Raw genomic sequence first — 21,286 nt, forward strand, 5'->3', positions numbered from 1 at the left:
GCCTGTCGCCGGGGCGGACCGGCCGGCATGCCTGACGATCGCAGTCGGCCGGTCATCCCTGCCCGCCCCTCGTCCGCCCGGAGGCAGCTGTGCACATCCTGCTCGTGGCCAGCGCGTTCAACAGCCTCACCCAGCGCGCCCATGCCGAACTGCGGGACCGTGGCCACACCGTGGCGGTGGAACTCGCCCTGCCCGGCGGCTCGTTGCCGGAGGCCGTGCGGCGGCACGCCCCGCAGCTCATCCTGGCGCCGATGCTGAAGACCGCGATCCCCAGGGAGGTGTGGTCGGCGCACACGTGCCTCGTCGTCCATCCGGGGCCCGTGGGTGACCGCGGACCGTCCTCTCTCGACTGGGCGATCCACGAGGGCGCCGACCAGTGGGGTGTGACGGTCCTTCAGGCCGACGAGGAAATGGACGCCGGTGACGTGTGGGCGTCCGTTCCGTGCCTGCTTCCTCCGGTGTCCAAGAGCGACCTGTACCGGGGCGAGGTCGCCGACGCCGCGCTCGCGGCCGTCCTGCTCGCCGTGGAACGCTTTGCCACCGGAACCTTCGTTCCGCGCAAACAAGCCGACCAAGCCGGCCAAGGCGGCGGCCAAGGTGGTGGCGAAGCCGACCAAGTCGGCCAAAGCGTGGCACGCCCGGAAGGCGCCCACCCGCGCACCCGTCCGTACCTCGACCAGAGCGTCCGACGGATCGACTGGGCCGAGGACTCCACACGGACCGTCGTACGCAAGCTGCGGGCCGCGGACTCCCAGCCCGGTGTGCTGGACGTGCTGCTCGGCGACGCGTGGTATCTCCACGGCGGCCACCCGGAGAGCGTGTTGCGTGGCCACCCCGGCGAGCTGCTGGCCACCAGGGCCGGGGCGATCTGCCGGGCGACGAAGGACGGCGCCGTATGGATCCCCGAGCTGAGGCCCCGGCGTGCGCCCGGGCAGCCGCCGACGTTCAAACTGCCCGCCGTACAGGCCCTCGGCGACCGGCTTCCTCCACTGCGAGAGCACACCGTGCCCCTGTTCCCGGACGCGCGGCACCCTACGTGGACGGACATCCGCTACCGGGAGGAGGGGAACGCGGGTTTCCTCTCGTTCTCCTTCCCCGGCGGCGCGATGAGCACCGCGCAGTGCCGACGCCTGCTGGACGCCTACCGGGACGCGTGCACGCGACCCACATCGGTGCTGGTGCTGGGCGGCGAACGGGACTTCTTCTCCAACGGGATCCACCTCAATGTCATCGAGGCCGCGGACGACCCCGGTGCCGAGTCCTGGGCGAACATCAACGCCATCGACGACCTCGTCGAGGCGGTCCTGACGACGACGGACCGGCTGGTGGTCTCGGCCGTCGCGGGCAACGCCGCGGCCGGCGGGGTGATGCTCGCCCTGGCGGCCGACGAGGTGTGGTGCCGCGCGGGAGCCGTGCTGAACCCGCACTACCGTCTGATGGGCCTGTACGGCTCGGAGTACTGGACGTACACCCTGCCGCGCAGGGTGGGGCCCGCGGCGGCCGAACGACTCATGCGCGAGGCGCTGCCGGTGAGCGCGGCAAGCGCCCGGCGTACGGGACTCGTCGACCGGGTGATGGAGTGCGGCCCGCAGGAGTTCGCCGCGGAGGTCGGCCGCCTGGCGGCTCGCCTGGCGGCGCTGCCGGGAACCGCGTCACGGATCACCGCGAAGAAGAGGGAGCTGGACCGGCAGGAGAGCGTCATCCCGCCGGCCGCTTTCCGCGAGCAGGAGCTGGCCCGGATGCGCCGGACCTTCCTGGACCCGGACGCCCCGTATCACGCGCTGCGTCGCGCGTTCGTCCGCAAGGAGCGGCCTCGGCGCACCCCGCCGCATCTCAGCCCCGCCGCGGTTGCGCCATCGGGCCAGATCCCCTCCGAGGCTCACGTCACTGGAACGGCCCCCCACGGCGTCTCACCGCGACCGGATGGCTGGTACGAAGAAAGCTGACGGTCGAAATACGGACTTTCACCCCATACCTCCCTAGGAGGCGGTCCCATGACTGCGGCAACGCCGGACACGGTCGGCGCTGCGGACGCCGGAGGTGCGCCCGCCGACGAGACACCCACGATCCACATTCTCTGGATCAACGCAGGGCTGAGCTGTGACGGCGACTCGGTCGCGCTGACGGCGGCCATGCAGCCGAGCATCGAGGAAATCGTGCTCGGCGTTCTGCCAGGTCTGCCGAAGATCGCCGTCCATTGGCCGCTCATCGACTTCGAGTGTGGTCCGGTCGGTGGCTCGGACACGTTCATCGAGTGGTTCTTCAAGGGGGAGCGGGGCGAGATCGACCCGTTCGTGCTGGTGGTCGAGGGGTCCATCCCCAATGAGTCGATCAAGCCGGAGGGCTACTGGTGCGGTTTCGGGGACAACCCGGAGACCGGCCAGCCGATCACCACCAGCGAGTGGATCGACCGGCTCGCGCCCAAGGCGCTCGCCGTCGTCGCCATCGGCACCTGCGCCACCTACGGTGGCATCCACGCCATGGCCGGCAACCCGACCGGGGCGATGGGCGTGCCCGACTACCTCGGCTGGGACTGGAAGTCGCAGGCCGGCATCCCCATCGTGTGCGTCCCCGGCTGTCCGATCCAGCCCGACAACTTCTCCGAGACGCTCACCTATCTGCTCTATCAGGCGGCCGGCGCCGCCCCGATGATTCCGCTGGACGACAAGCTGCGTCCGACCTGGCTCTTCGGGGCCACCGTGCACGAGGGCTGTGACCGTGCGGGCTATTACGAACAGGGCCAGTTCGCCCTGACGTACGACTCTCCGAAGTGCCTGGTCAAGCTCGGCTGCTGGGGCCCCGTCGTCAAGTGCAACGTGCCCAAGCGCGGCTGGATGAACGGAATCGGCGGCTGCCCGAACGTCGGCGGTATCTGCATCGCCTGCACCATGCCCGGCTTCCCCGACAAGTTCATGCCCTTCATGGACGAACCCCCCGGCGCGAAGGTGTCGAGCAGCGCCAGCGGCGCCTATGGCGCGGTGGTCCGCAAGCTGAGGACCCTCACGGCCCGGACCGTGGACAAGGAGCCCAAGTGGCGCCACACCGGAGACCGGATCACCACCGGGTACCGGCCACCGTGGTGAAGCCCCGCCGCACCTGACCCGCCCCCGAGATTCGTGCAACTCCCCACACTTCCCGCGCAACGAAGGGCACGGCACAAACGATGGCATCGACGACGAAGGCGGCCGGCGACGGCAGTGGCCTGGTGGAGATGGCCTGGGACCCGATCACACGGATCGTGGGCAGCCTGGGCATCCACACCAAGATCGACTTCAAGCAGAAGCGGGTCGCGGAGTGCTACAGCACCTCGTCGGTCTTCCGCGGCTACAGCGTCTTCATGCGCGGCAAGGACCCCCGCGACGCGCACTTCATCACCAGCCGTATCTGCGGGATCTGCGGGGACAACCACGCCACCTGCTCGGTGTACGCGCAGAACATGGCCTACGGCGTGAAGCCCCCGCACCTCGGTGAATGGATCATCAACCTCGGCGAGTCCGCGGAGTACATGTTCGACCACAACATCTTCCAGGAGAACCTGGTGGGGGTCGACTACTGCGAAAAGATGGTCAAGGAGACCAACCCCGGTGTCCTCGAACTCGCCGAGCGCACCGAAGCGCCGCACGCCGGGGACCACGGCTACCGCACGATCGCCGACATCATGCGGTCGCTGAACCCCATCGAGGGCGACTTCTACCGCGAAGCCCTACAGGTGAGCCGCTACACCCGGGAGATGTTCTGCCTCATGGAGGGACGCCACGTGCATCCCTCCACGCTCTACCCGGGCGGCGTCGGCACGATCGCCTCCGTGCAGCTCTTCACGGACTACCTCAGCCGCCTGATGCGCTACGTGGAGTTCATGAAGCGCGTCGTGCCCCTGCACGACGACCTGTTCGACTTCTTCTACGAGGCACTGCCCGGGTACGAGGAAGTGGGGCGCCGGCGCGTTCTGCTCGGCTGCTGGGGAGCGCTCAACGACCCCGAGTACTGCGACTTCACCTACGCCAACATGACGGACTGGGGCCGACGCATGTTCGTCACCCCCGGGATCATCGTCGACGGCAAACTCGTCACCAACGACCTCACCGAGATCAACCTCGGCATCCGCATCCTGCTGGGCAGTTCCTACTACGAGGACTGGCAGGGGCAGGAACAGTTCGTCACCCATGACCCCCTCGGGAACCCGGTGGACCCGCGGCACCCGTGGAACCAGCACACCATCCCGGCCCCGCAGAAGCGGAACTTCGACGACAAGTACAGCTGGGTCATGTCGCCCCGGTGGTTCGACGGCAAGGACCACCTGGCCCTGGACACCGGTGGCGGCCCCATCGCCCGCCTGTGGTCCACCGCCCTGTCCGGCCTCGTCGACACCGGCTACGTGAAGGCCACCGGCCACAGCGTGGTCATCAACCTGCCGCGCACCATGACCAAGCCCGAGACCACCTTCGAATGGAAGATTCCGCGCTGGAGCAACGCGCTGGAACGCAATCGCGCGCGCACCTACTTCCAGGCCTACACCGCCGCCGTCGCACTCCACTTCGCGGAGAAGGGACTGGAGGAGGTCCGGGCCGGACGCACCCAGACCTGGGAGAAGTTCGAGGTGCCGGACGAGAGCATCGGCGTCGGATTCACCGAGGCGGTACGCGGCGTCCTCTCCCACCACATGGTGATCCGCGACGGCAAGATCGCCAACTACCACCCGTACCCGCCCACCCCCTGGAACGCCAGCACCAGGGACTCCTTCGGCACGCCCGGCCCGTACGAGGACGCCGTGCAGAACACGCCGATCTTCGAGGAGAACACGCCGGAGAACTTCAAGGGCATCGACATCATGCGCGCCGTGCGCAGCTTCGACCCCTGTCTGCCCTGCGGTGTCCACATGTACGTCGGCGGAGGAAAGACGGTGCAGAAGATGCATGTGCCCACCGGGCTGAGCGGACTGGGCGGATGAGCGCGGTATCGGCGACGAACCGCGTGACCGCCGAGCAGACCGGGCGCCGTATCGAGGACGTACTGGACCGGCTGGCCGCCACCGGCGACCCGGCGGCCGGCGCGGCGGCCGAAGAACTCGTCCGGACCCTCATGGAGTTCTACGGCTCAGGCCTGGCCCGCATCCTCCACCTGCTGTCCTCCGCCCCCGGCGGTCCACGGCCCCCGGGCGACCCCCTGGCGGCCCTGCTCGGCGACGAACTGGTCGCGAGCCTGCTCGTCCTGCACGACCTCCACCCCGAGGACCGGGACGTCCGGATCGCCAGGGCCCTCGACAGCGTCCGCGACCAGGCTCTGGAAGTGGTGGCCTTCGACGAGACGAGCGGGACCCTGCGGCTGCGGACCCGGGCGGGCGCGGGCTGCGGCTGCGCCGGCACCGGCACGGCCGCCGTCCAGGCCGCCGAGGACGCGCTCGCCTGCTTCGCACCGGAGGTCACGGCCGTCGAGATGCAGCCCGCCGCCGCCCCCGGGGAGCCCGCCCTGCTCCAGATCGGCACCGGCCCGAATTCCGGCGCCGTGGCCCGTCCGGCAGCGGCGAAGACCGCATGAGCGGGACCCGGACACCCGCCCGGGCCCCCGGCCCGGGCCCGCGCGCCCCCGGCCTGCGCAGGTTCCTGACGGAGCGTCCACCCCGCCAGGAGCGGTGCGAGCTGTGCGCGGTGGCGGTGGCCGAGGCCGACCACCGCCACCTGGTCGACATCGAGAAACGGGCCCTCGTCTGCGCCTGCGTCTCCTGCGCACTGCTGATGGAACAGCCGGGAGCCGCCGCGGGCCGCTTCCGTGCCGTCCCGAACCGGTACCTCACCGACCCGGACCACCGCCTCGACGACGGTGCGTGGGAGGCGCTCCAGATCCCGGTCGGTGTCGCCTTCTTCTTCCGCAACGCGGCGCTGGACCGGCTGGTCGCCCTCTACCCGAGCCCGGCCGGAGCCACCGAGAGCGAACTCGAACCGTCCGCCTGGACGACGGTGCTCGGTGACAGCCGCCTCGCCGTGCTGCTCGAACCCGATGTGGAGGCACTGCTGCTGCGCCGCACCGACGGCCGGTGCGAGTGCTACCTCGTACCGATCGACATCTGCTACGAACTGGTCGGCCGTATGCGCCTGCTGTGGCAGGGCTTCGACGGCGGCGCCGAGGCCCGGGCCGCCCTGGAGACGTTCTTCGAGCACGTCGTGCGACGCGCCAAGCCCGTACGCGAGGTGGGCAGGCCGTGACGGAGTTCTCCTTCGAGTGCACCGGCGTACGCGCCGACCGGTACGCCGCCGGACCGACCCTCCTGTTCCGGCTGCGCGTCACCGCGGCCGACAACGCCCGCGTGCACGCACTCGCGCTGCGCTGCCAGATCCGTATCGAACCCGCCCGGCGCGGCTATGAGTCCGCCGAGGCCGACGGTCTCGCCGACCTCTTCGGCGAGCGCTCACGCTGGGGCAACACCCTCCAGCCGGTGCAGTTCGCGCAGGTCTCCCTGATGGTCCCCGGCTTCACCGGAGAGACCGAAGTCGACCTCGTCGTGCCCTGCACCTACGACATGGACATCGCCGCGACGCGCTATCTGGCCGCGCTCAAGGGCGGCGAGGTTCCGCTGCTGATGCTCTTCTCCGGCACGGCGTTCACCGGAGCCGCCGGGTTCCGGGTCGAGCCGGTTCCGTGGGACCGGGAGGCGGCCTTCCGGATGCCGGTCTCGGCCTGGCGGGAGATGGTCGAGCAGCACTTCCCCGGCTGCGGCTGGATCCGGCTGCCCCGCGACACCATGGACGCCCTGCTCGCCTACCGCTCACAGCGGGCGCTGCCCTCCTGGGAGGCGACCGTGCGGGCTCTTCTCGAGGAGAAGGGCACCACGGACCCGCCCCGGAAGGACCCCTACCTCGCGCTCACCCGAACGACCGGAGGGACGGATCTGTGACCGTGACCGCGTTCGCCGCGCAGACCGAGGCGCGGTTCGCCCTCGCCCGGCAGGTGGCCGACGCCGTTCTCTTCGAGGGCTATGTGCTCTACCCGTACCGGGCCTCGGCGGCCAAGAACCGGCTGCGCTGGCAGTTCGGGGTGCTGGTACCGCCCGAGTGGGGTGCCGACTGCGAAGAGCACGACTTCCAGCACACCGAATGCCTGATGGAACCGAAGGCGGGCGCGACGCTGTCGGTCGAGCTGCGCTTCCTGCGCGCCCGGCGGCGGACCGTGCAGCGGATCCGCCCGGACGGCGGCTTCGACACGGTTCCCGAACTCCGGCTCGACGACCGGGTCCTGGTTCCCTGGGACGAGGGAGCCGAGGAGCGCGTCGAAGTGGTCGCGGCGGTGGACGAGCTCCTGGGCGACGGTGTCACGGTTCCCTTCACCCGCCCCGCCCTGGAGGAGGACGAGCCGGTTCTCGACGCGACGGGCCGGCCCGTCGGCCGCCTGGTCCGGCGCTGCGAGGAGATCAGCGGCGCCGTGCGGCTGTCCGCCCGCGAACTCGACGGGCCCTACCGGACGCTGCGGCTGACCGCCGTGGTCGAGAACACCTCCACCTGGACACCTCCACAGGGCCGCAGCGCCGACCGGGACGCGGCGCTGCCGCACTCCCTGGTGGCCACGCACCTCCTCATGGCCCTCAGCGCCGGATCGTTCCTGTCGATGACCGATCCGCCCGAGTGGGCGAAGGGCGCGATCGCCACCTGCCGCAACCTGCACACCTGGCCCGTACTCGCCGGCGAACCCGGCCGCGCGGACCTGGTGCTGTCCTCGCCGATCATCCTGGAGGACCACCCGGCGATCGCTCCGGAAAGCCCGGGAGCGCTCTACGACGCCACCGAGATCGACGAGATCCTCGCGCTGCGGACCGCCGCCCTCACCGACGAGGAGAAGCGCGAGGCCCGGGGCACCGACGAGCGGGCGGCCGCCGTGATCGACCTCGCGGACTCGATGCCGGCCGAGGTTCTCGAACGCCTGCACGGGGCGGTGCGGAGCCTGCGTGAGGTGACCGCCCCGCCGAGCGCCGCCGGGCCGGCCGCCGGAGGGTTCCCGGACGAGTACGGGGTGCGGCGCCCGGACACCCCGTGGTGGGACCCGGCGAGCGAGGCCGGCTTCGACCCTCAGCACGACCGGGTCGTCGTGGACGGCCGCTCGTTGGGCGCCGGAAGCCGCGTACTGCTGCGACCGGGCCTGCGCCGCACCGACGCACAGGACCTGTTCCTCCAGGGCCGCAGCGCGCAGGTCGAGGCGGTTCTGCACGACGTCGACGGCGGGGTGCACCTGGCGGTGACGGTCGAGGGCGATCCGGGCGCCGACATCCGCCGTGAGCAGGGGCGGTTCCTGTACTTCCAGCCCGACGAGGTCACACCGCTGGAGGACGACGCATGAGCGGTCCCCGGGAGGTGCCCCCAAGGACCCTCGTCGCCGGCATCGGGAACATCTTCCTCGGGGACGACGGCTTCGGTGTGGAGACCGCGCGCAGGCTCGCCGAGCGGCAACTGCCCGCACACATCGAGGTCGTGGACATCGGTGTGCGCGGGGTGCACCTCGCCTATCAGCTCCTGGACGGCTACGACACCCTCATCCTCGTGGACGCCACGGCACGCGGCGAAGCCCCCGGCACGCTGTACCTGATCGAGCACGACAGCCCCGGTGGAGGCGAGCCCGAGGGAGCCCCCGTGCTCGACGGCCACCGGATGACCCCCGACACCGTCCTGGCACTGCTGGACACGCTCTGTGCCGGTACCGGCGGACAGCCGCCGCGGCGCACCCTGATCGTCGGCTGCGAACCGGCCTCGGTGGAGGAGGGCATCGGTCTCAGCCCGCCGGTGTCCGACGCCGTACCGGAGGCCGTCCGGCTGATCGACGAGTTGCTACGGGCCGACGAGCCGGGAGAGTCCGCGCCGCGGGCCACGGCCGACGGAGCCGCGAAGTGAGGAGAGACGCGATGAAGAAGACCATCATCTGCGGCGTGGCCGGCGCCGTCCTGGCCGCGCTCGTCAGGCTGGCACTTCCCGACGTCAGACGCTACTGGCGGATCCGCAGGATGTGACACGCCGCCCGTTCGAGCGCGCCGCGCCGTTGCGGCGAACGGCGTACCCCGGCGGCCGACGACGGCGTGCCGGGCTGTCGAGCCCCGACAGCCCGCCTCTAATGGAGGCCGGCGGGCCGAGCACGGCACACCTTCCCGCGCGGACCGGGCGGCCCGGTGCCGCCCGCGACAGCGGTGGTGGAAGCCGGCCCCTGGGAGGACAGAGACCGATGCACGAGATGTCCGTCGCGCTGGCCGTGATCGACCAGGTCGAGCAGGCCGCGCAGCAGGCCGGCGATGTCACGGCGGTGCGCTCGGTACGACTCCAGGTGGGTGAACTGGCCGGTGTCGTACCCGATTCCCTCTCCTTCTGCTTCGAACTGGCCTGCGCCGGAACCGTGCTGGAGGGCGCCGACCTGGTCACCGAAGAGGTGCCGGGGCGGGCCCGCTGCGCACCCTGCGCGCGCGAATGGTCCGTCGGCATGCCGCCCCGGCTGAGCTGCCCCGAGTGCGGCGGGGCGAGAGTCGACCTGCTCTCCGGCCGTGAACTACAGATCGTCAGCGTGCACTGGGAGGACGGCCGGACGCACGCGCAAACCCGCGAACCGATCTCCGAGGAGCGCTGAACCATGTGCCGTGTGGTCGACCTGCACCAGGCCGTGCTCGCCAAGAACGACGCGAGCGCGCACACTCTGCGCGCCGAACTGGCGGCTCGCGGCACCGCGGTGGTCAACCTGTTGTCCAGCCCCGGCAGCGGAAAGACCGCGCTGCTGGAACGCGAACTGCTGCTGGCACGGGAGCGGTCGGTGCCCGTCGCCGCGCTGACCGCCGACCTCGCCACCGAGAACGACGCGAGACGGCTGGCGCGTTCGGGCGTACCGGTCAAGCAGGTGCTCACCGACGGGCTGTGCCATCTGGAGGCCGGGATGCTCAGCCGGCACCTCGACGGATGGCTGCCCGACAACACCCGGCTGCTGTTCGTGGAGAACGTCGGCAACCTGGTCTGCCCGGCCTCCTACGACCTGGGCGAGACTCTGAGAGTCGTCCTCGCCTCCGTCACCGAGGGCGAGGACAAGCCGCTGAAGTACCCCACCGCGTTCGGTCTCGCCCACCTGGTCGTCGTCACCAAGACCGACATCGCCGAGGCCGTCGACTTCGACGAGGCCGCGTTCCGCGCGCACGTCGAGCAGGTCAACCCAGGAGTCGAGGTGCTCCTGACCTCGGCACGCCGGGGCCGGGCGATCGGCGCGCTGCTCGACAGGGCGCTGGCGGCCGCGGACGGCGCGCCGCTCCACAGGCCTGTCATGGCCCGACGGACGGATGTCCTCGGACCCGCCGGCCCCGCGCACGACCACGGCCACGGCGACGGCCATGAGCATGCCCACACCGGCCCCGCGCACGATCACGGCCATGCCCACCCGGACGGTACCGGCGCCATGGCCCAGACCCGCTCGTGAGTGGTCCGCGGCCCTCGGCCGTCGTCCCCGGTGACATGCCGCGGCGCCGTCGGGTCACCGTTCGGGGCGTGGTGCAGGGTGTGGGCTTCCGGCCGTACCTGTACGGCCTCGCCACCGAGCTCGCCCTGGCCGGACATGTGACCAACACGCCGGAGGGCGTCGTCGTCGAAGTCGAGGGAACACCCTCGGCCGTCGACCGGTTCTGCGACCGGATCGCCGCACAGGCGCCCCCGCTGGCCCGCGTGGAGTCCGTCCACCACCAGGACCTGCCCGCCACGGGCGGCGGCGCGTTCACCATCCTCGCCTCCCGTGCCGACGGGCCGGTACGCACCCTGGTCTCCCCGGACATGGCCACCTGCGCCGACTGCCTCGACGAACTGGCCGACTCCGCCGACCGGCGCTACCGCCATCCCTTCGTCAACTGCACCCACTGCGGCCCGCGCTTCACGATCGTCACCGGTGTTCCCTACGACCGCGCCCACACCACCATGGCCGGCTTCGCGATGTGCCCCGACTGCGCCCGGGAGTACGCCGATCCGGCCGACCGCCGCTTCCACGCCCAGCCGGTCGCCTGCCCCGCCTGCGGTCCGAGCCTGCGTCTGCTCGTTGGCCGGCAGCCGCTCGACGGACGGCCGCAGAGCGTCGCCGGGGCGGACCCGGTCACCGAGGCCCGCACGCTTCTGGCGCGCGGCGCGATCCTCGCGGTGAAGGGACTGGGCGGCTACCACCTGGCCTGCGACGCCTCGGACCCCGCAGCCGTCGCCCTGCTGCGCCGCCGTAAGGCCCGCGGGGACAAACCGTTCGCCGTCATGGCCAGGAGCGCGGACGACATCGAGCACCTCGTCCGGCTCGGTCCCGAGGAGCGAAGCCTGCTGGAGGGCGGCACCAGGCCCGTCGTGCTGCTGCGTCGGCGTACGGACCCCTCGTACCCGGCAGGAGCACCGCGGCCGGCCGAGGCCGTCGCGCCCGGCAGCCCCGACCTCGGCGTGATGCTCCCGTACACGCCCCTGCACCATCTGCTGCTCGGTCTGCCCGGCGACGCCGAAGGGCCCCGGCTGCTCGTCATGACCAGCGGCAATGTGGCCGGTGAGCCGATCGTCACCGACGACGCGGAGGCACTGGAGCGGCTGGCGCCGCTGGCCGATGCCTGGCTCACCCACGACCGGCCGATCCAGGTGCCGTGCGACGACTCCGTGGTCCGCGTCAGTGACGGAAAGCCGCTGATGATCCGCCGAGCCCGCGGCTACGCCCCGCTGCCGGTGCCCCTCCCGCTGTCCGTCCGGCCGGCCCTCGCCGTCGGCGGGGACCTCAAGAACGCGTTTTGTCTCGGGGAGGACCGGCGGGCCTGGCTGTCCGCGCACATCGGCGACATGGACGACCTCGGCACCCAGCGAGCCTTCGGGCGCGCCACGGCGCAACTGGAGTCCGTCACCGGCGTGCGGCCCAGCATGCTGGTGGCCGACCGGCACCCCGGCTACCGCTCCGCCCGATGGGCCGACCGGAACGCGGCCGGGCGGCCCGTCGTACGCGTCCAGCACCATCACGCCCACGTGGCCGCCGCGATGGCCGAACACGGGCTGGAGGGCACCCGGCCGGTGATCGGAGTGGCCTTCGACGGCACGGGCCACGGCGACGACGGCGCCGTGTGGGGCGGGGAGATCCTGCTCGCGGACTACGACGGTTTCACCCGGTTCGGGCACCTCAGGTACGTCCCGCTGCCCGGTGGTGACGCCGCCGTGCGCCGGCCGTACCGCATGGCGCTGGCCCATCTGCGCGCCGCCGGGATCGGCTGGTCGGACGACCTCGCCTGTGTGGCCGCCTGCCCGCCCGACGAACGCCGCGTGCTGGAACGCCAACTGGAGCGAGACCTGAACTGTGTCCCCACCTCCAGCATGGGCCGGCTCTTCGACGCCGTGTCCTCGCTCGCGGGCGTGTGTCACCGGGCCGGGTACGAGGCCCAGGCCGCCGTCGAGCTGGAGGCCGCCGCGCTGAACGCGCCCGTCGAGGACGTCACCGCCTACGCGTTCGCCCTCCGGGCGTCGGAGCCGGACGGGGGCGGCGCGGTACGGGCCGACCCGGCACCCGTCCTCGCGGCGATCGTCGGTGACCTGCGAGCGGGCACCGAACCGGCTCTGGTCGCGGCCCGCTTCCACCGGGCCGTCACCGGTCTCGTGCACCGGATCTGTGTGCGGGCCCGCGAGCGTCACGGGCTGGACACGGTGGCCCTGACCGGAGGCGTGTTCGCCAACACCCTGCTCTCCTCGGCCTGCGCCACGGCCCTGCGCGAGGACGGCTTCACGGTGCTGCGGCACCACCTGGTCCCGCCGGGCGACGGCGGTCTGGCGCTCGGCCAGCTCATGGTGGCCGCCCGTGACACGGCCCGGACCGCGACCACCGGCTGAGGACTGTCCCGGCAGCACCGGGCGACGCGCGACCCACAGCAAGACAGCAAGGAGAGGCCCATGTGCCTGGCGGTACCCGGCAGAGTGCTGGACATCGAGGAACGTGACGGCACCCGAATGGCCACCGTCGACTTCGGCGGTGTGGTCAAGGAGGTGTGCCTGGAGTACCTGCCCGACCTCCAGGTCGGCGAGTACGCCATCGTCCACGTCGGGTTCGCACTGCAACGCCTGGACGAGGAATCGGCGAAGCAGACGCTCGAACTCTTCGCCCAGCTCGGCATGTTGCAGGAGGAGTTCGGCGACCCCTGGGAACAGGCGGCGGAAGCGGGCGGGGCCACCCCGCCCGTGGGCGACGCCGTCATCGAGGAGGTGCGGAAGTGAAGTACATCGACGAATTCCAGGACCCGGAACTGGCGCGCCGGCTCCTCGACGACATCCACTCCACGGTGACCAGGCCGTGGGCCCTGATGGAGGTCTGCGGAGGTCAGACGCACACCATCATCCGGCACGGCATCGACCAACTCCTCCCGGAACAGGTCGAGTTGATCCACGGCCCGGGCTGTCCCGTGTGCGTGACCCCGCTGGAGGTCATCGACAAGGCTCTGGAGATCGCCTCCCGGCCGGAGGTGATCTTCTGCTCCTTCGGTGACATGCTCCGTGTGCCCGGCACCGGTCGCGACCTGTTCCAGGTACGCAGCGAAGGCGGCGATGTACGCGTCGTCTACTCGCCGCTCGACGCCCTGCGGATCGCGCGGCAGAACCCGGACCGCGAGGTGGTGTTCTTCGGCATCGGCTTCGAGACGACGGCACCCCCCAACGCCATGACGGTCCATCAGGCCCGTCGGCTCGGCATCCCGAACTTCAGCCTGCTGGTGTCCCACGTCCGGGTGCCGCCCGCCATCGAGGCGATCATGTCGGCGCCGAACTGCCGCGTCCAGGCCTTCCTCGCGGCCGGGCACGTGTGCAGCGTGATGGGCGTGGGGGAGTACCCGGAACTGGCCGAACGCTTCCGCGTCCCGATCGTCGTGACCGGGTTCGAGCCACTGGACATCCTCGAAGGCGTACGCCGCACCGTTCTCCAGCTGGAACGGGGTGAGCACACCGTCGACAACGCGTACGCCCGTGCCGTCCGCCCGGAGGGCAACCCGGCCGCGCAGGCCATGCTCGAGGATGTCTTCGAGGTCACCGACCGGGCCTGGCGAGGCATCGGTGTGATCCCCGACAGCGGCTGGCGGCTGTCACCCAAGTACCGCGACCACGACGCCGAGTACCGCTTCTCGGTCGACGGGATCCAGACGCGCGAACCGGCCGAATGCCGCAGCGGCGAGGTTCTGCAGGGAATGCTGAAGCCGCACGAGTGCGAGGCCTTCGGCACCGTCTGCACACCCCGTACCCCCCTGGGAGCCACCATGGTCTCCAGCGAGGGCGCCTGCGCCGCGTACTACCTCTACCGGCGACTGGACATCACCACCGCCGCCCGGGAGGCGAGCCCCGTTGTCTGAGACCACCGATCTCCGCGGGCCGGCGACCCTCGAGGCCTGGACCTGTCCCGCCCCGCTGCGTGACCGGCCGCGCGTCGTCATGGGCCACGGCGGAGGCGGGGCACTCTCCGCCGAGCTGGTCCAGCACGTCTTCGCCCCCGCCTTCGGGGGAGAGGTGCTCGCCCAGATGGGTGACGCCGCCGCTCTCTCGCTGGGCGGTGTCCGGCTGGCGTTCTCCACCGACTCCTTCGTGGTGCGGCCGCTGTTCTTCCCCGGCGGCAGCATCGGCGATCTCGCCGTCAACGGCACCGTCAACGACCTCGCCATGAGCGGCGCCCGCGCCGCCTACCTCTCCTGCGGATTCATCCTGGAGGAGGGCGTCGAAGTGGAGGTGGTCGCCCGGGTGGCCGAGGCGCTGGGGGCGGCGGCGCGCACCGCCGGCGTCGAGGTGGCGACCGGCGACACCAAGGTGGTGGAGGCAGGACACGGCGACGGGATCTTCATCAACACGGCGGGCATCGGCCTCATCCCGGCGGGCGTCGATCTGCGTCCGCAGCGGGTCGTCCCCGGCGACGTCGTCATCGTCAGCGGTGCCATCGGCGTACACGGTGTGGCGATCATGAGCGTCCGCGAAGGCCTGGAATTCGGTGTGGAGATCGAAAGCGACTGCGCGGCGCTCGGCGGCCTGGTCGACGCCATGCTCGCCGTCACCCCGGATCTGCATGTGCTGCGCGATCCCACGCGAGGGGGGCTGGCGGCCGCGCTGAACGAGATCGCGGCGGCCTCCGGCGCGGGGGTGGTCGTCCGGGAGCGCGACGTCCCGGTTCCGCCGGCCGTGGCCAACGCCTGCGCCATTCTGGGCCTGGACCCCCTGTACGTCGCCAATGAGGGCAAGCTGGTGGCCTTCGTGCCGCGCGAGCACGCCGACGCGGTCCTGGGCGCGATGCGGGCCCACCCGCTGGGTGCCGACGCCAGGATCATCGGCGAGGCGGTGGAGGCCCACCCAGGGATGGTGGTGGCCCGGACGGGACTGGGCGGCACCAGGGTCGTCGACCTGCCGATCGGCGAGCAGTTGCCGCGGATCTGCTGAGACGCGGCTCCGCCCGGCGAGGAGAGGACCGGGACGGCCGGGGTGGCGCCGAGCGGGCGGCGCTAACCCGGCCGATGCCTGGACGGCGGGTCCTTGGGGTCCACACCGGTGTAGGAGGAAGCGTCCTTGCTGCCGCTGGGCCGCTGGGAGCGACCCCTGCGGCCGGTGTCCTGCCTGCCCTCTTCGGACTCCTCGGCGTACTCCTCGCCGCGCGCGCTGCCGCTCTTCGCGGTCTCACCGGGAACGGACTTCGTCTCCTCCGCGGACTTCGTCCGGCCCCGGCCCCTGTCGCCGGCGTGTTCGGCTGGGTGGAAGGAGCGGTGAGCGCTCGGGTTGTCCTGCTGACGGGTCTCATCCACATCAGGTGACCAGCCGTGCTGCCCGGTACCCCGGTGACGACTCGGGCCCTCCCCGTGCGACGGCTCGGACGAATGTGATTTCTTCGGCATGGGCCGACCTGCCTGTTCAGTGTGGGAGCGCCGGCTGCGCGTCTCCGCGATGGGGAAATTCTCCCACTATGTGATGCATTGGTCACATTGTTGTCCGGTGCGGACGGGTTCCGGACAGGCCGGGATCGGTTCCGGATTCCGGTTCCGTTTCGGGTTCGACGGTGCCTCGTCCGGCGCGGGCGGCGCGGTCACCCGCGCGCGGGCATGTGTCGCCGGCCGGCCCTGGGGTACTCGCGGCGCCGGCGGAAGACAGGGATGACCGGTAGGCCGGTACCCCGACGGCGCAGGAAAGCTTGGTACCCCCGTGCTCTCCCGGGGCGGGGGCACCAGCCTGCGGCGCGGCGGTGGACACCGGTGTACGGTGTCCACCGCCGCGCCGGATGCCAGGGCCTCAGCCCCGGCGTCGCTACGGGGTTCACGACCTCCCGGGGCCGCCGCTGCCGAACGAACCGCCGGCGCCCTCGTCCCAGCGTGGCCGCTGCTGGTTCTCGCTCGGTTTGCTTCCGGACGCGTGGAGGTCGTGCGGGGTGAGCCGTTCGCTCTCGTTCGCCGCCCTGGGGACCTCGTCGGGCTCCCGCCTCTGTCGCGTCTCGTGAACCGGCCCGGACTCCGGCAGCGTGGGCTGCTCCTCGCGTCGGGGCGGTCCCGGCTCGCGGCGGCGCACCTTGGTGCCGAAGCGCACCGCCCACACCAACGCGCCGACGATGACCAGACCGCCGACGAAGGCGGCGAACATTCCGAAAGCGGCATTCGAAGCAATTGCCTCATAGTGGGTCGTGTTCATTTCTGTCGAGTACCCCGGACCTCGGCGGCGATACCCCACAGCCCTCCGATGGTGGACAGGCGCACGCGAGCGGTCCGGTGCGCGGGCTCCGGGACGGCGGCTCCGGCACGGACGGTGATCGTGCGGGTTCGCACAGCGCGCGTCCTCGTCGGCGCCGGGTTTTTTCACGATGTCCCTGAAGTGCGCGAACGTGTGGACGGGCTCAGCCTGGACAGGCGGGCCGCACGGCATCCAGTCATCCCGAAAGGCAGCGAACAGATGGGCAGCCAGAACGGCGACGACCTCATGGGCGACGAGGTGTACCAGCCCGAGGGCCCCGAGGACCGGGAGGACGAGGGCATCCTCGACCCGGAGGACACCCTCGGCGACCGCGGATCGGACCCGTACGACGAGGGATGGTCGCCGCCCGAGCGTCCGCTCGGCGTCGAGCACGAGGGCACGACCGCGCGCGAGCAGCGGGAGGGCGAGAGCCTGGACCACAGGCTGGCCGAGGAGCGGCCCGATCCTGCGCTGGAGGAGTTCGGGGATCCCGCGGACGCCGACGATCCGGGTGACCTGCGCGACGGCGAGGGAGAGCCCCTCGACGACGAGGTCGGCGACGAGCCGGCGGGCCGTCTCGTCGCCCTCGACGAGGGTGTACGCGAGGAGGCGGAGAAGGACCTGCTCGCCGAGGACGACGCGGAGAAGGATCTGCTCGCCGAGGACGTCGGCATCGACGGCGGCGCGGCTTCCGCGGAGGAGGCGGCCGTCCACCGCGTCCCCGACGAGGACGACTATCCGCTGTAGGGCCGGTGGCCCCTGTCCGGAGGTGTTCCATGGATTCCCACACCGAGCCCGGCGTCGCGGCGCCCGACCCTCACCGCTCCGAGGTCACTCTGCGGGTCAACGGCAAGCTGTACACGCTCACCGTGGACCACCGTTCCGTCCTCCTGGACGTCCTGCGGGAAGACCTCGACCTCACCGGCGCGAAGAAGGGCTGCGACCACGGCCAGTGCGGTGCCTGCACGGTCCTCGTGGACGGCCGCCGGGTCAACAGCTGTCTGCTGCCGGCGGTCGCCCAGGACGGCCGCGACATCACCACCATCGAGGGGCTCGCCGGCACTGGTGAGGTCGTCGGCGAGGAGGGACTCGCCGGCGGCGACGGTCTCGTCGAGGGCGGCGGCGCCGGACTCCATCCGCTCCAGCGGGCCTTTCTGGAGCGGGACGCCTTCCAGTGCGGATACTGCACGCCCGGACAGATCTGCAGCGCCCTGGGCGCCCTGGCGGAGGCGGAGGCGGGCCACCCCTCCCGCGTCACCGACCCCGCCAGGCCCTCCGGGCAGCCCGTACCGCTCGGCAGGGACGAGATCCGCGAGCGGCTCAGCGGCAACCTCTGCCGCTGCGGCGCGTATACGCACATCGTCGAGGCCGTCGAGGACGTGATCCGATGAAGCCCTTCGCCTACGTACGTGCCGGCAGCGTCCAGGAGGCGGCCGACGCCCATGCCTCCCGGCCCGGCGCGCGCTATCTCGCCGGCGGTACCAATCTCGTCGACCTGATGAAGCTCGGCGTGGAGCAGCCGGCCGCTCTCATCGACGTCAGCCGGCTGCCGCTCGACACCGTGGAGGAACTGGCCGACGGGTCGCTGCGGATCGGCGCCACCGTCCGCAACAGCGACCTCGCCGCCCACCCCTTGGTCCGTGACCGCCATCCGGTGCTCTCGCAGGCCCTCCTCGCCGGGGCCTCCGGGCAGTTGCGCAACGTGGCCACCACCGGCGGCAACCTGCTCCAGCGCACCCGTTGTCCTTACTTCCAGGACGTGACCAAGCCGTGCAACAAGCGGGCGCCGGGCACCGGTTGCGGCGCCCGCGACGGGGTCCACCGCGATCACGCGGTGCTCGGCCACTCGGAGCACTGCATCGCCACGAACCCCTCCGACATGGCGGTCGCGCTCGCCGCCCTCGACGCGCGCGTGGAGCTGTACGGCGCCGACGGCGAACGCTCCGTCCCGGCAGCCGAGTTCCACCGGCTGCCCGGCGACCGCCCCGAGCGGGACACGGAGTTGCGCCCCGGCGAACTCATCACCGGTGTCGTCCTCCCCGCCGCGTCGGCCGGACTTCCCTCGCTCTACCGCAAGGCCCGCGACCGCGCCTCGTACGCCTTCGCTCTCGCCTCGGTGGCGGCGGTGCTGCAGGTGCGGGACGGCGTGGTCGAGCACGTGGGGATCACCTTCGGCGGGCTGGCCCACCGGCCCTGGCGGGCCCGGCGCGCCGAGGAGGCGCTGCTGGGTGCCGCCCCGACCCGGGCCGCGTTCGAGCACGCTGTGGATCTCGAACTCGACGCCGCCCGGCCGCTGCGCGACAACGCCTACAAGGTGGACCTGGCCCGCAATCTCGCCGTCGACGTCCTGGCCCGGCTCACACCGCCCGGCGGGGCCTGAACCGGCGCCCCACAGGCAACCGTCCGGCACACCTCAGACACCCCTCAGGCAACCCGTCAGGAGGACCCCATGGCCGACGCACCCACCGCCCTGGGCGCACCCGTCGAGCGCCGGGAGGGCCGGGACAAGGTCACCGGCACCGCCCGCTACGCCGCCGAGTATCCGCTGCCGGGCCGGGCGCACGGATGGCCGGTGCCCGCGGCGATCGGGCGCGGTGCGGTCCGCGCGATCGACGCCCGAGCCGCGCTGGACCTGCCCGGGGTGCTCGCGGTGCTCACGCACGAGAACGCGCCTCGGCTCGCCGAACCGGAGGACCCCACGCTCGCCGTGCTCCAGAACCCGCGCGTACCGCACCGCGGTTGGTTCGTCGCCCTGGTCGTCGCCGAGACCCTGGAGGAGGCCCGGGCGGGCGCCGCCGCCGTCCGGGTCGACTACGCGGCCGAGGACCACGACGTGACGCTGACCGAGACCCACCCCGAGGCCTACACGCCGGACACGGCGAACGGAGGGTATCCGGCACACCGCGAACACGGCGACCCCGAGTGGGCGTTCACCTCGGCGCCGGTCCGCGTCGACGTCGGCTACCGGCTGCCGCCGCTGCACAACCACCCCATGGAGCCGCACGCGGCCACCGCCTCCTGGCAGGGCGGCAGACTCGTCGTGCACGACTCCAGTCAGGGCGCCACCACGGTACGTACCGTCCTCGCGGGCCTGTTCGAGCTGCCCGAGGACCGTGTCACCGTCGTCGCCGAGCACGTCGGCGGCGGCTTCGGCTGCAAGGGGACGCCCCGCCCGCATGTCGTGCTGGCCGCGATGGCCGCGCGCGAGACCGGCCGGCCCGTCACGGTCGCCCTGCCCCGGCGATTTCTGCCCGCCGTGGTCGGGCACCGCGCCCCCACACTGCACCGCGTCCGCCTGGGCGCCGCGGCCGACGGGACCCTGGCCGCCGTCCTGCACGAGGTCACCACCCACACGTCCCGGATCAAGGAGTTCGTCGAACAGGCCGCGACACCCGCGCGCGTGATGTACGCGGCGGCGAACATCCTCACCAGCCATCGCGTGGTGCCGCTCGACGTGCCCAGCCCGTCATGGATGCGGGCCCCCGGCGAGGCGCCGGGCATGTTCGCGCTGGAGTCGGCGATGGACGAACTCGCCGTCGAACTCGGCATGGACCCCGTGGAACTGCGCATCGCCAACGAGCCGGACGCGGAGCCCGACAGCGGCCGGCCCTTCAGCAGCCGCCATCTCGTCGAGTGCCTGCGGGAGGGCGCCCGCCGCTTCGACTGGGCCGCACGCCCCGCGGCCCCGCGCGCCAGAACGGCGGGCCCGCTGCTGATGGGCACCGGAGTGGCGGCCGCCACCTATCCCGTCCTGGTCTCGCCGGCCACCGCCACGGCGCAGGCCCTGCCCGGCGGGGACTTCGTGGTACGGATCAACGCCACGGACATCGGCACGGGAGCCCGCACCGTCATGGCGCAGATCGCCGCCCATGCCCTCGGTGTCCCGGTGGATCGGGTCCGCTCCGAGGTGGGAAGCAGCGACCTGCCGTCGGCGCCGCTGGCCGGCGGCTCCTCGGGGACGGCGTCCTGGGGCTGGGCCGTGCACGAGGCGTGCACACGACTGCGCGCACGACTGGCGGAGGGCACGGGTCCCGTGCCGGACCAGGGAATCGTCACGAACGCCGACACCGCGGGCCACGCCGACGCCGAAAGCGCCTACGCCCGCCACGCGTTCGGTGCCCACTTCGCCGAGGTCGCCGTCGACACGGTCACGGGGGAGGTCCGCGTGAGCCGACTGCTCGGCGTGTACGCGGCGGGCCGCATCCTCAACGCCCGTACCGCCCGCTCCCAGTTCATCGGCGGCATGACCATGGGACTGGGCATGGCGTTGACCGAGGGCAGCACGATGGACCCCGCGTTCGGCGACTTCACGGAGTCCGACCTCGCGGCCTATCACGTGCCCGCGCACGCCGACGTCCGCGACATCGAGGCGTACTGGGTCGACGAGGACGACCCCCATCTCAACCCCATGGGCAGCAAGGGCATCGGGGAGATCGGCATCGTGGGCACGGCGGCCGCCATCGGCAACGCCGTGCACCACGCCACGGGCGTCCGGTTCCGCGAACTGCCCCTGACGCCTGACCGGGTGCTCGGCGGCCTGGCGACGCCGGGCTCGGTGAGTGGAGGTTAGGGCCCACTGCTCAGGATCCCCTATGGAGGGGAGGAGAGGTTTGCCCGAA

Annotated in this window: 20 protein-coding genes; 18 read left to right on the forward strand and 2 right to left on the reverse strand. The window is 71.9% G+C overall.

Annotated elements, in window-relative coordinates; all coding sequences use genetic code 11:
* Positions 1-89 precede the first annotated feature (89 nt).
* The 14 genes from GTY58_RS38225 to hypE all read left to right on the forward strand — a co-directional run bounded on the left by GTY58_RS38225 (position 90) and on the right by hypE (position 15,395).
* Positions 90-1,946, forward strand: coding sequence for a hydrogenase maturation protein (locus GTY58_RS38225; RefSeq protein ID WP_037647125.1), 1,857 nt, complete (start codon positions 90-92; stop codon positions 1,944-1,946).
* 48 nt (positions 1,947-1,994) lie between these two features.
* The gene (locus GTY58_RS38230; protein WP_010988761.1) at positions 1,995-3,083 is read left to right on the forward strand and encodes a hydrogenase expression protein HypE; all 1,089 of its coding nucleotides are present in this window, start codon (positions 1,995-1,997) and stop codon (positions 3,081-3,083) included.
* An 80-nt stretch (positions 3,084-3,163) separates the two neighbouring features.
* Positions 3,164-4,948, forward strand: coding sequence for a nickel-dependent hydrogenase large subunit (locus GTY58_RS38235; RefSeq protein ID WP_010988762.1), 1,785 nt, complete (start codon positions 3,164-3,166; stop codon positions 4,946-4,948).
* Entirely contained in the window at positions 4,945-5,535 is a 591-nt protein-coding gene (locus GTY58_RS38240) for a hypothetical protein (RefSeq protein WP_010988763.1), read from the forward strand. Before GTY58_RS38235 ends, GTY58_RS38240 begins: the two co-directional genes overlap by 4 nt.
* Entirely contained in the window at positions 5,532-6,200 is a 669-nt protein-coding gene (locus tag GTY58_RS38245; RefSeq protein ID WP_010988764.1) for a DUF5947 family protein, read from the forward strand. The genes GTY58_RS38240 and GTY58_RS38245 overlap by 4 nt, the downstream gene beginning before the upstream one ends.
* Entirely contained in the window at positions 6,197-6,889 is a 693-nt protein-coding gene (locus tag GTY58_RS38250; protein ID WP_010988765.1) for a DUF6084 family protein, read from the forward strand. Before GTY58_RS38245 ends, GTY58_RS38250 begins: the two co-directional genes overlap by 4 nt.
* On the forward strand, positions 6,886-8,322 hold the full coding sequence (locus tag GTY58_RS38255) for a hypothetical protein (RefSeq protein WP_010988766.1): 1,437 nt from the start codon (positions 6,886-6,888) through the stop codon (positions 8,320-8,322). The genes GTY58_RS38250 and GTY58_RS38255 overlap by 4 nt, the downstream gene beginning before the upstream one ends.
* The gene (locus tag GTY58_RS38260) at positions 8,319-8,870 is read left to right on the forward strand and encodes a hydrogenase maturation protease (RefSeq protein ID WP_010988767.1); all 552 of its coding nucleotides are present in this window, start codon (positions 8,319-8,321) and stop codon (positions 8,868-8,870) included. Before GTY58_RS38255 ends, GTY58_RS38260 begins: the two co-directional genes overlap by 4 nt.
* A 325-nt stretch (positions 8,871-9,195) precedes the next feature.
* Positions 9,196-9,591, forward strand: coding sequence for a hydrogenase maturation nickel metallochaperone HypA (gene hypA / locus GTY58_RS38270; RefSeq protein WP_010988768.1), 396 nt, complete (start codon positions 9,196-9,198; stop codon positions 9,589-9,591).
* 3 nt (positions 9,592-9,594) lie between these two features.
* Positions 9,595-10,422: a hydrogenase nickel incorporation protein HypB gene (hypB, locus tag GTY58_RS38275; RefSeq protein WP_010988769.1), complete on the forward strand. Its 828-nt coding sequence runs from the start codon at positions 9,595-9,597 to the stop codon at positions 10,420-10,422.
* A 35-nt stretch (positions 10,423-10,457) separates the two neighbouring features.
* Positions 10,458-12,824 carry a carbamoyltransferase HypF gene (gene hypF, locus GTY58_RS38280; RefSeq protein ID WP_010988770.1) on the forward strand — a complete coding sequence of 789 codons (2,367 nt, stop codon included), beginning with the start codon at positions 10,458-10,460 and terminating at the stop codon, positions 12,822-12,824.
* Between the two features lie 60 nt (positions 12,825-12,884).
* Positions 12,885-13,205 carry a HypC/HybG/HupF family hydrogenase formation chaperone gene (locus GTY58_RS38285; protein ID WP_010988771.1) on the forward strand — a complete coding sequence of 107 codons (321 nt, stop codon included), beginning with the start codon at positions 12,885-12,887 and terminating at the stop codon, positions 13,203-13,205.
* Complete coding sequence (gene hypD / locus GTY58_RS38290) at positions 13,202-14,326, forward strand: hydrogenase formation protein HypD (RefSeq protein ID WP_010988772.1); 1,125 nt, start codon at positions 13,202-13,204, stop codon at positions 14,324-14,326. The genes GTY58_RS38285 and hypD overlap by 4 nt, the downstream gene beginning before the upstream one ends.
* Positions 14,319-15,395 (forward strand): hydrogenase expression/formation protein HypE, encoded by a 1,077-nt coding sequence (gene hypE, locus GTY58_RS38295; RefSeq protein WP_010988773.1) that lies wholly within the window; start codon positions 14,319-14,321, stop codon positions 15,393-15,395. Before hypD ends, hypE begins: the two co-directional genes overlap by 8 nt.
* 62 nt (positions 15,396-15,457) lie before the next feature.
* Here the strand turns inward: hypE and GTY58_RS38300 are convergent, their stop codons facing one another.
* Together GTY58_RS38300 and GTY58_RS38305 are read right to left on the reverse strand one after the other, a co-directional pair.
* On the reverse strand, positions 15,458-15,754 hold the full coding sequence (locus tag GTY58_RS38300) for a hypothetical protein (RefSeq protein ID WP_306292883.1): 297 nt from the start codon (positions 15,752-15,754) through the stop codon (positions 15,458-15,460).
* A gap of 505 nt (positions 15,755-16,259) precedes the next feature.
* The gene (locus GTY58_RS38305; RefSeq protein ID WP_037647128.1) at positions 16,260-16,628 is read right to left on the reverse strand and encodes a DUF6479 family protein; all 369 of its coding nucleotides are present in this window, start codon (positions 16,626-16,628) and stop codon (positions 16,260-16,262) included.
* A gap of 258 nt (positions 16,629-16,886) precedes the next feature.
* Here GTY58_RS38305 and GTY58_RS38310 point away from each other — a divergent pair, with 258 nt between their 5' ends.
* The 4 genes from GTY58_RS38310 to GTY58_RS38325 all read left to right on the forward strand — a co-directional run bounded on the left by GTY58_RS38310 (position 16,887) and on the right by GTY58_RS38325 (position 21,237).
* Positions 16,887-17,414 (forward strand): DUF5709 domain-containing protein, encoded by a 528-nt coding sequence (locus GTY58_RS38310; RefSeq protein WP_010988776.1) that lies wholly within the window; start codon positions 16,887-16,889, stop codon positions 17,412-17,414.
* Positions 17,415-17,443: 29 nt separating this feature from the next.
* The gene (locus GTY58_RS38315; RefSeq protein ID WP_037647130.1) at positions 17,444-18,058 is read left to right on the forward strand and encodes a 2Fe-2S iron-sulfur cluster-binding protein; all 615 of its coding nucleotides are present in this window, start codon (positions 17,444-17,446) and stop codon (positions 18,056-18,058) included.
* Positions 18,055-19,047 (forward strand): xanthine dehydrogenase family protein subunit M, encoded by a 993-nt coding sequence (locus GTY58_RS38320; RefSeq protein WP_010988778.1) that lies wholly within the window; start codon positions 18,055-18,057, stop codon positions 19,045-19,047. Before GTY58_RS38315 ends, GTY58_RS38320 begins: the two co-directional genes overlap by 4 nt.
* 69 nt (positions 19,048-19,116) lie before the next feature.
* The gene (locus GTY58_RS38325; protein ID WP_010988779.1) at positions 19,117-21,237 is read left to right on the forward strand and encodes a xanthine dehydrogenase family protein molybdopterin-binding subunit; all 2,121 of its coding nucleotides are present in this window, start codon (positions 19,117-19,119) and stop codon (positions 21,235-21,237) included.
* Positions 21,238-21,286: the final 49 nt, after the last annotated feature.

This window comes from Streptomyces sp. SID5469, assembly GCF_009862865.1.
Classification (GTDB): domain Bacteria; phylum Actinomycetota; class Actinomycetes; order Streptomycetales; family Streptomycetaceae; genus Streptomyces; species Streptomyces avermitilis.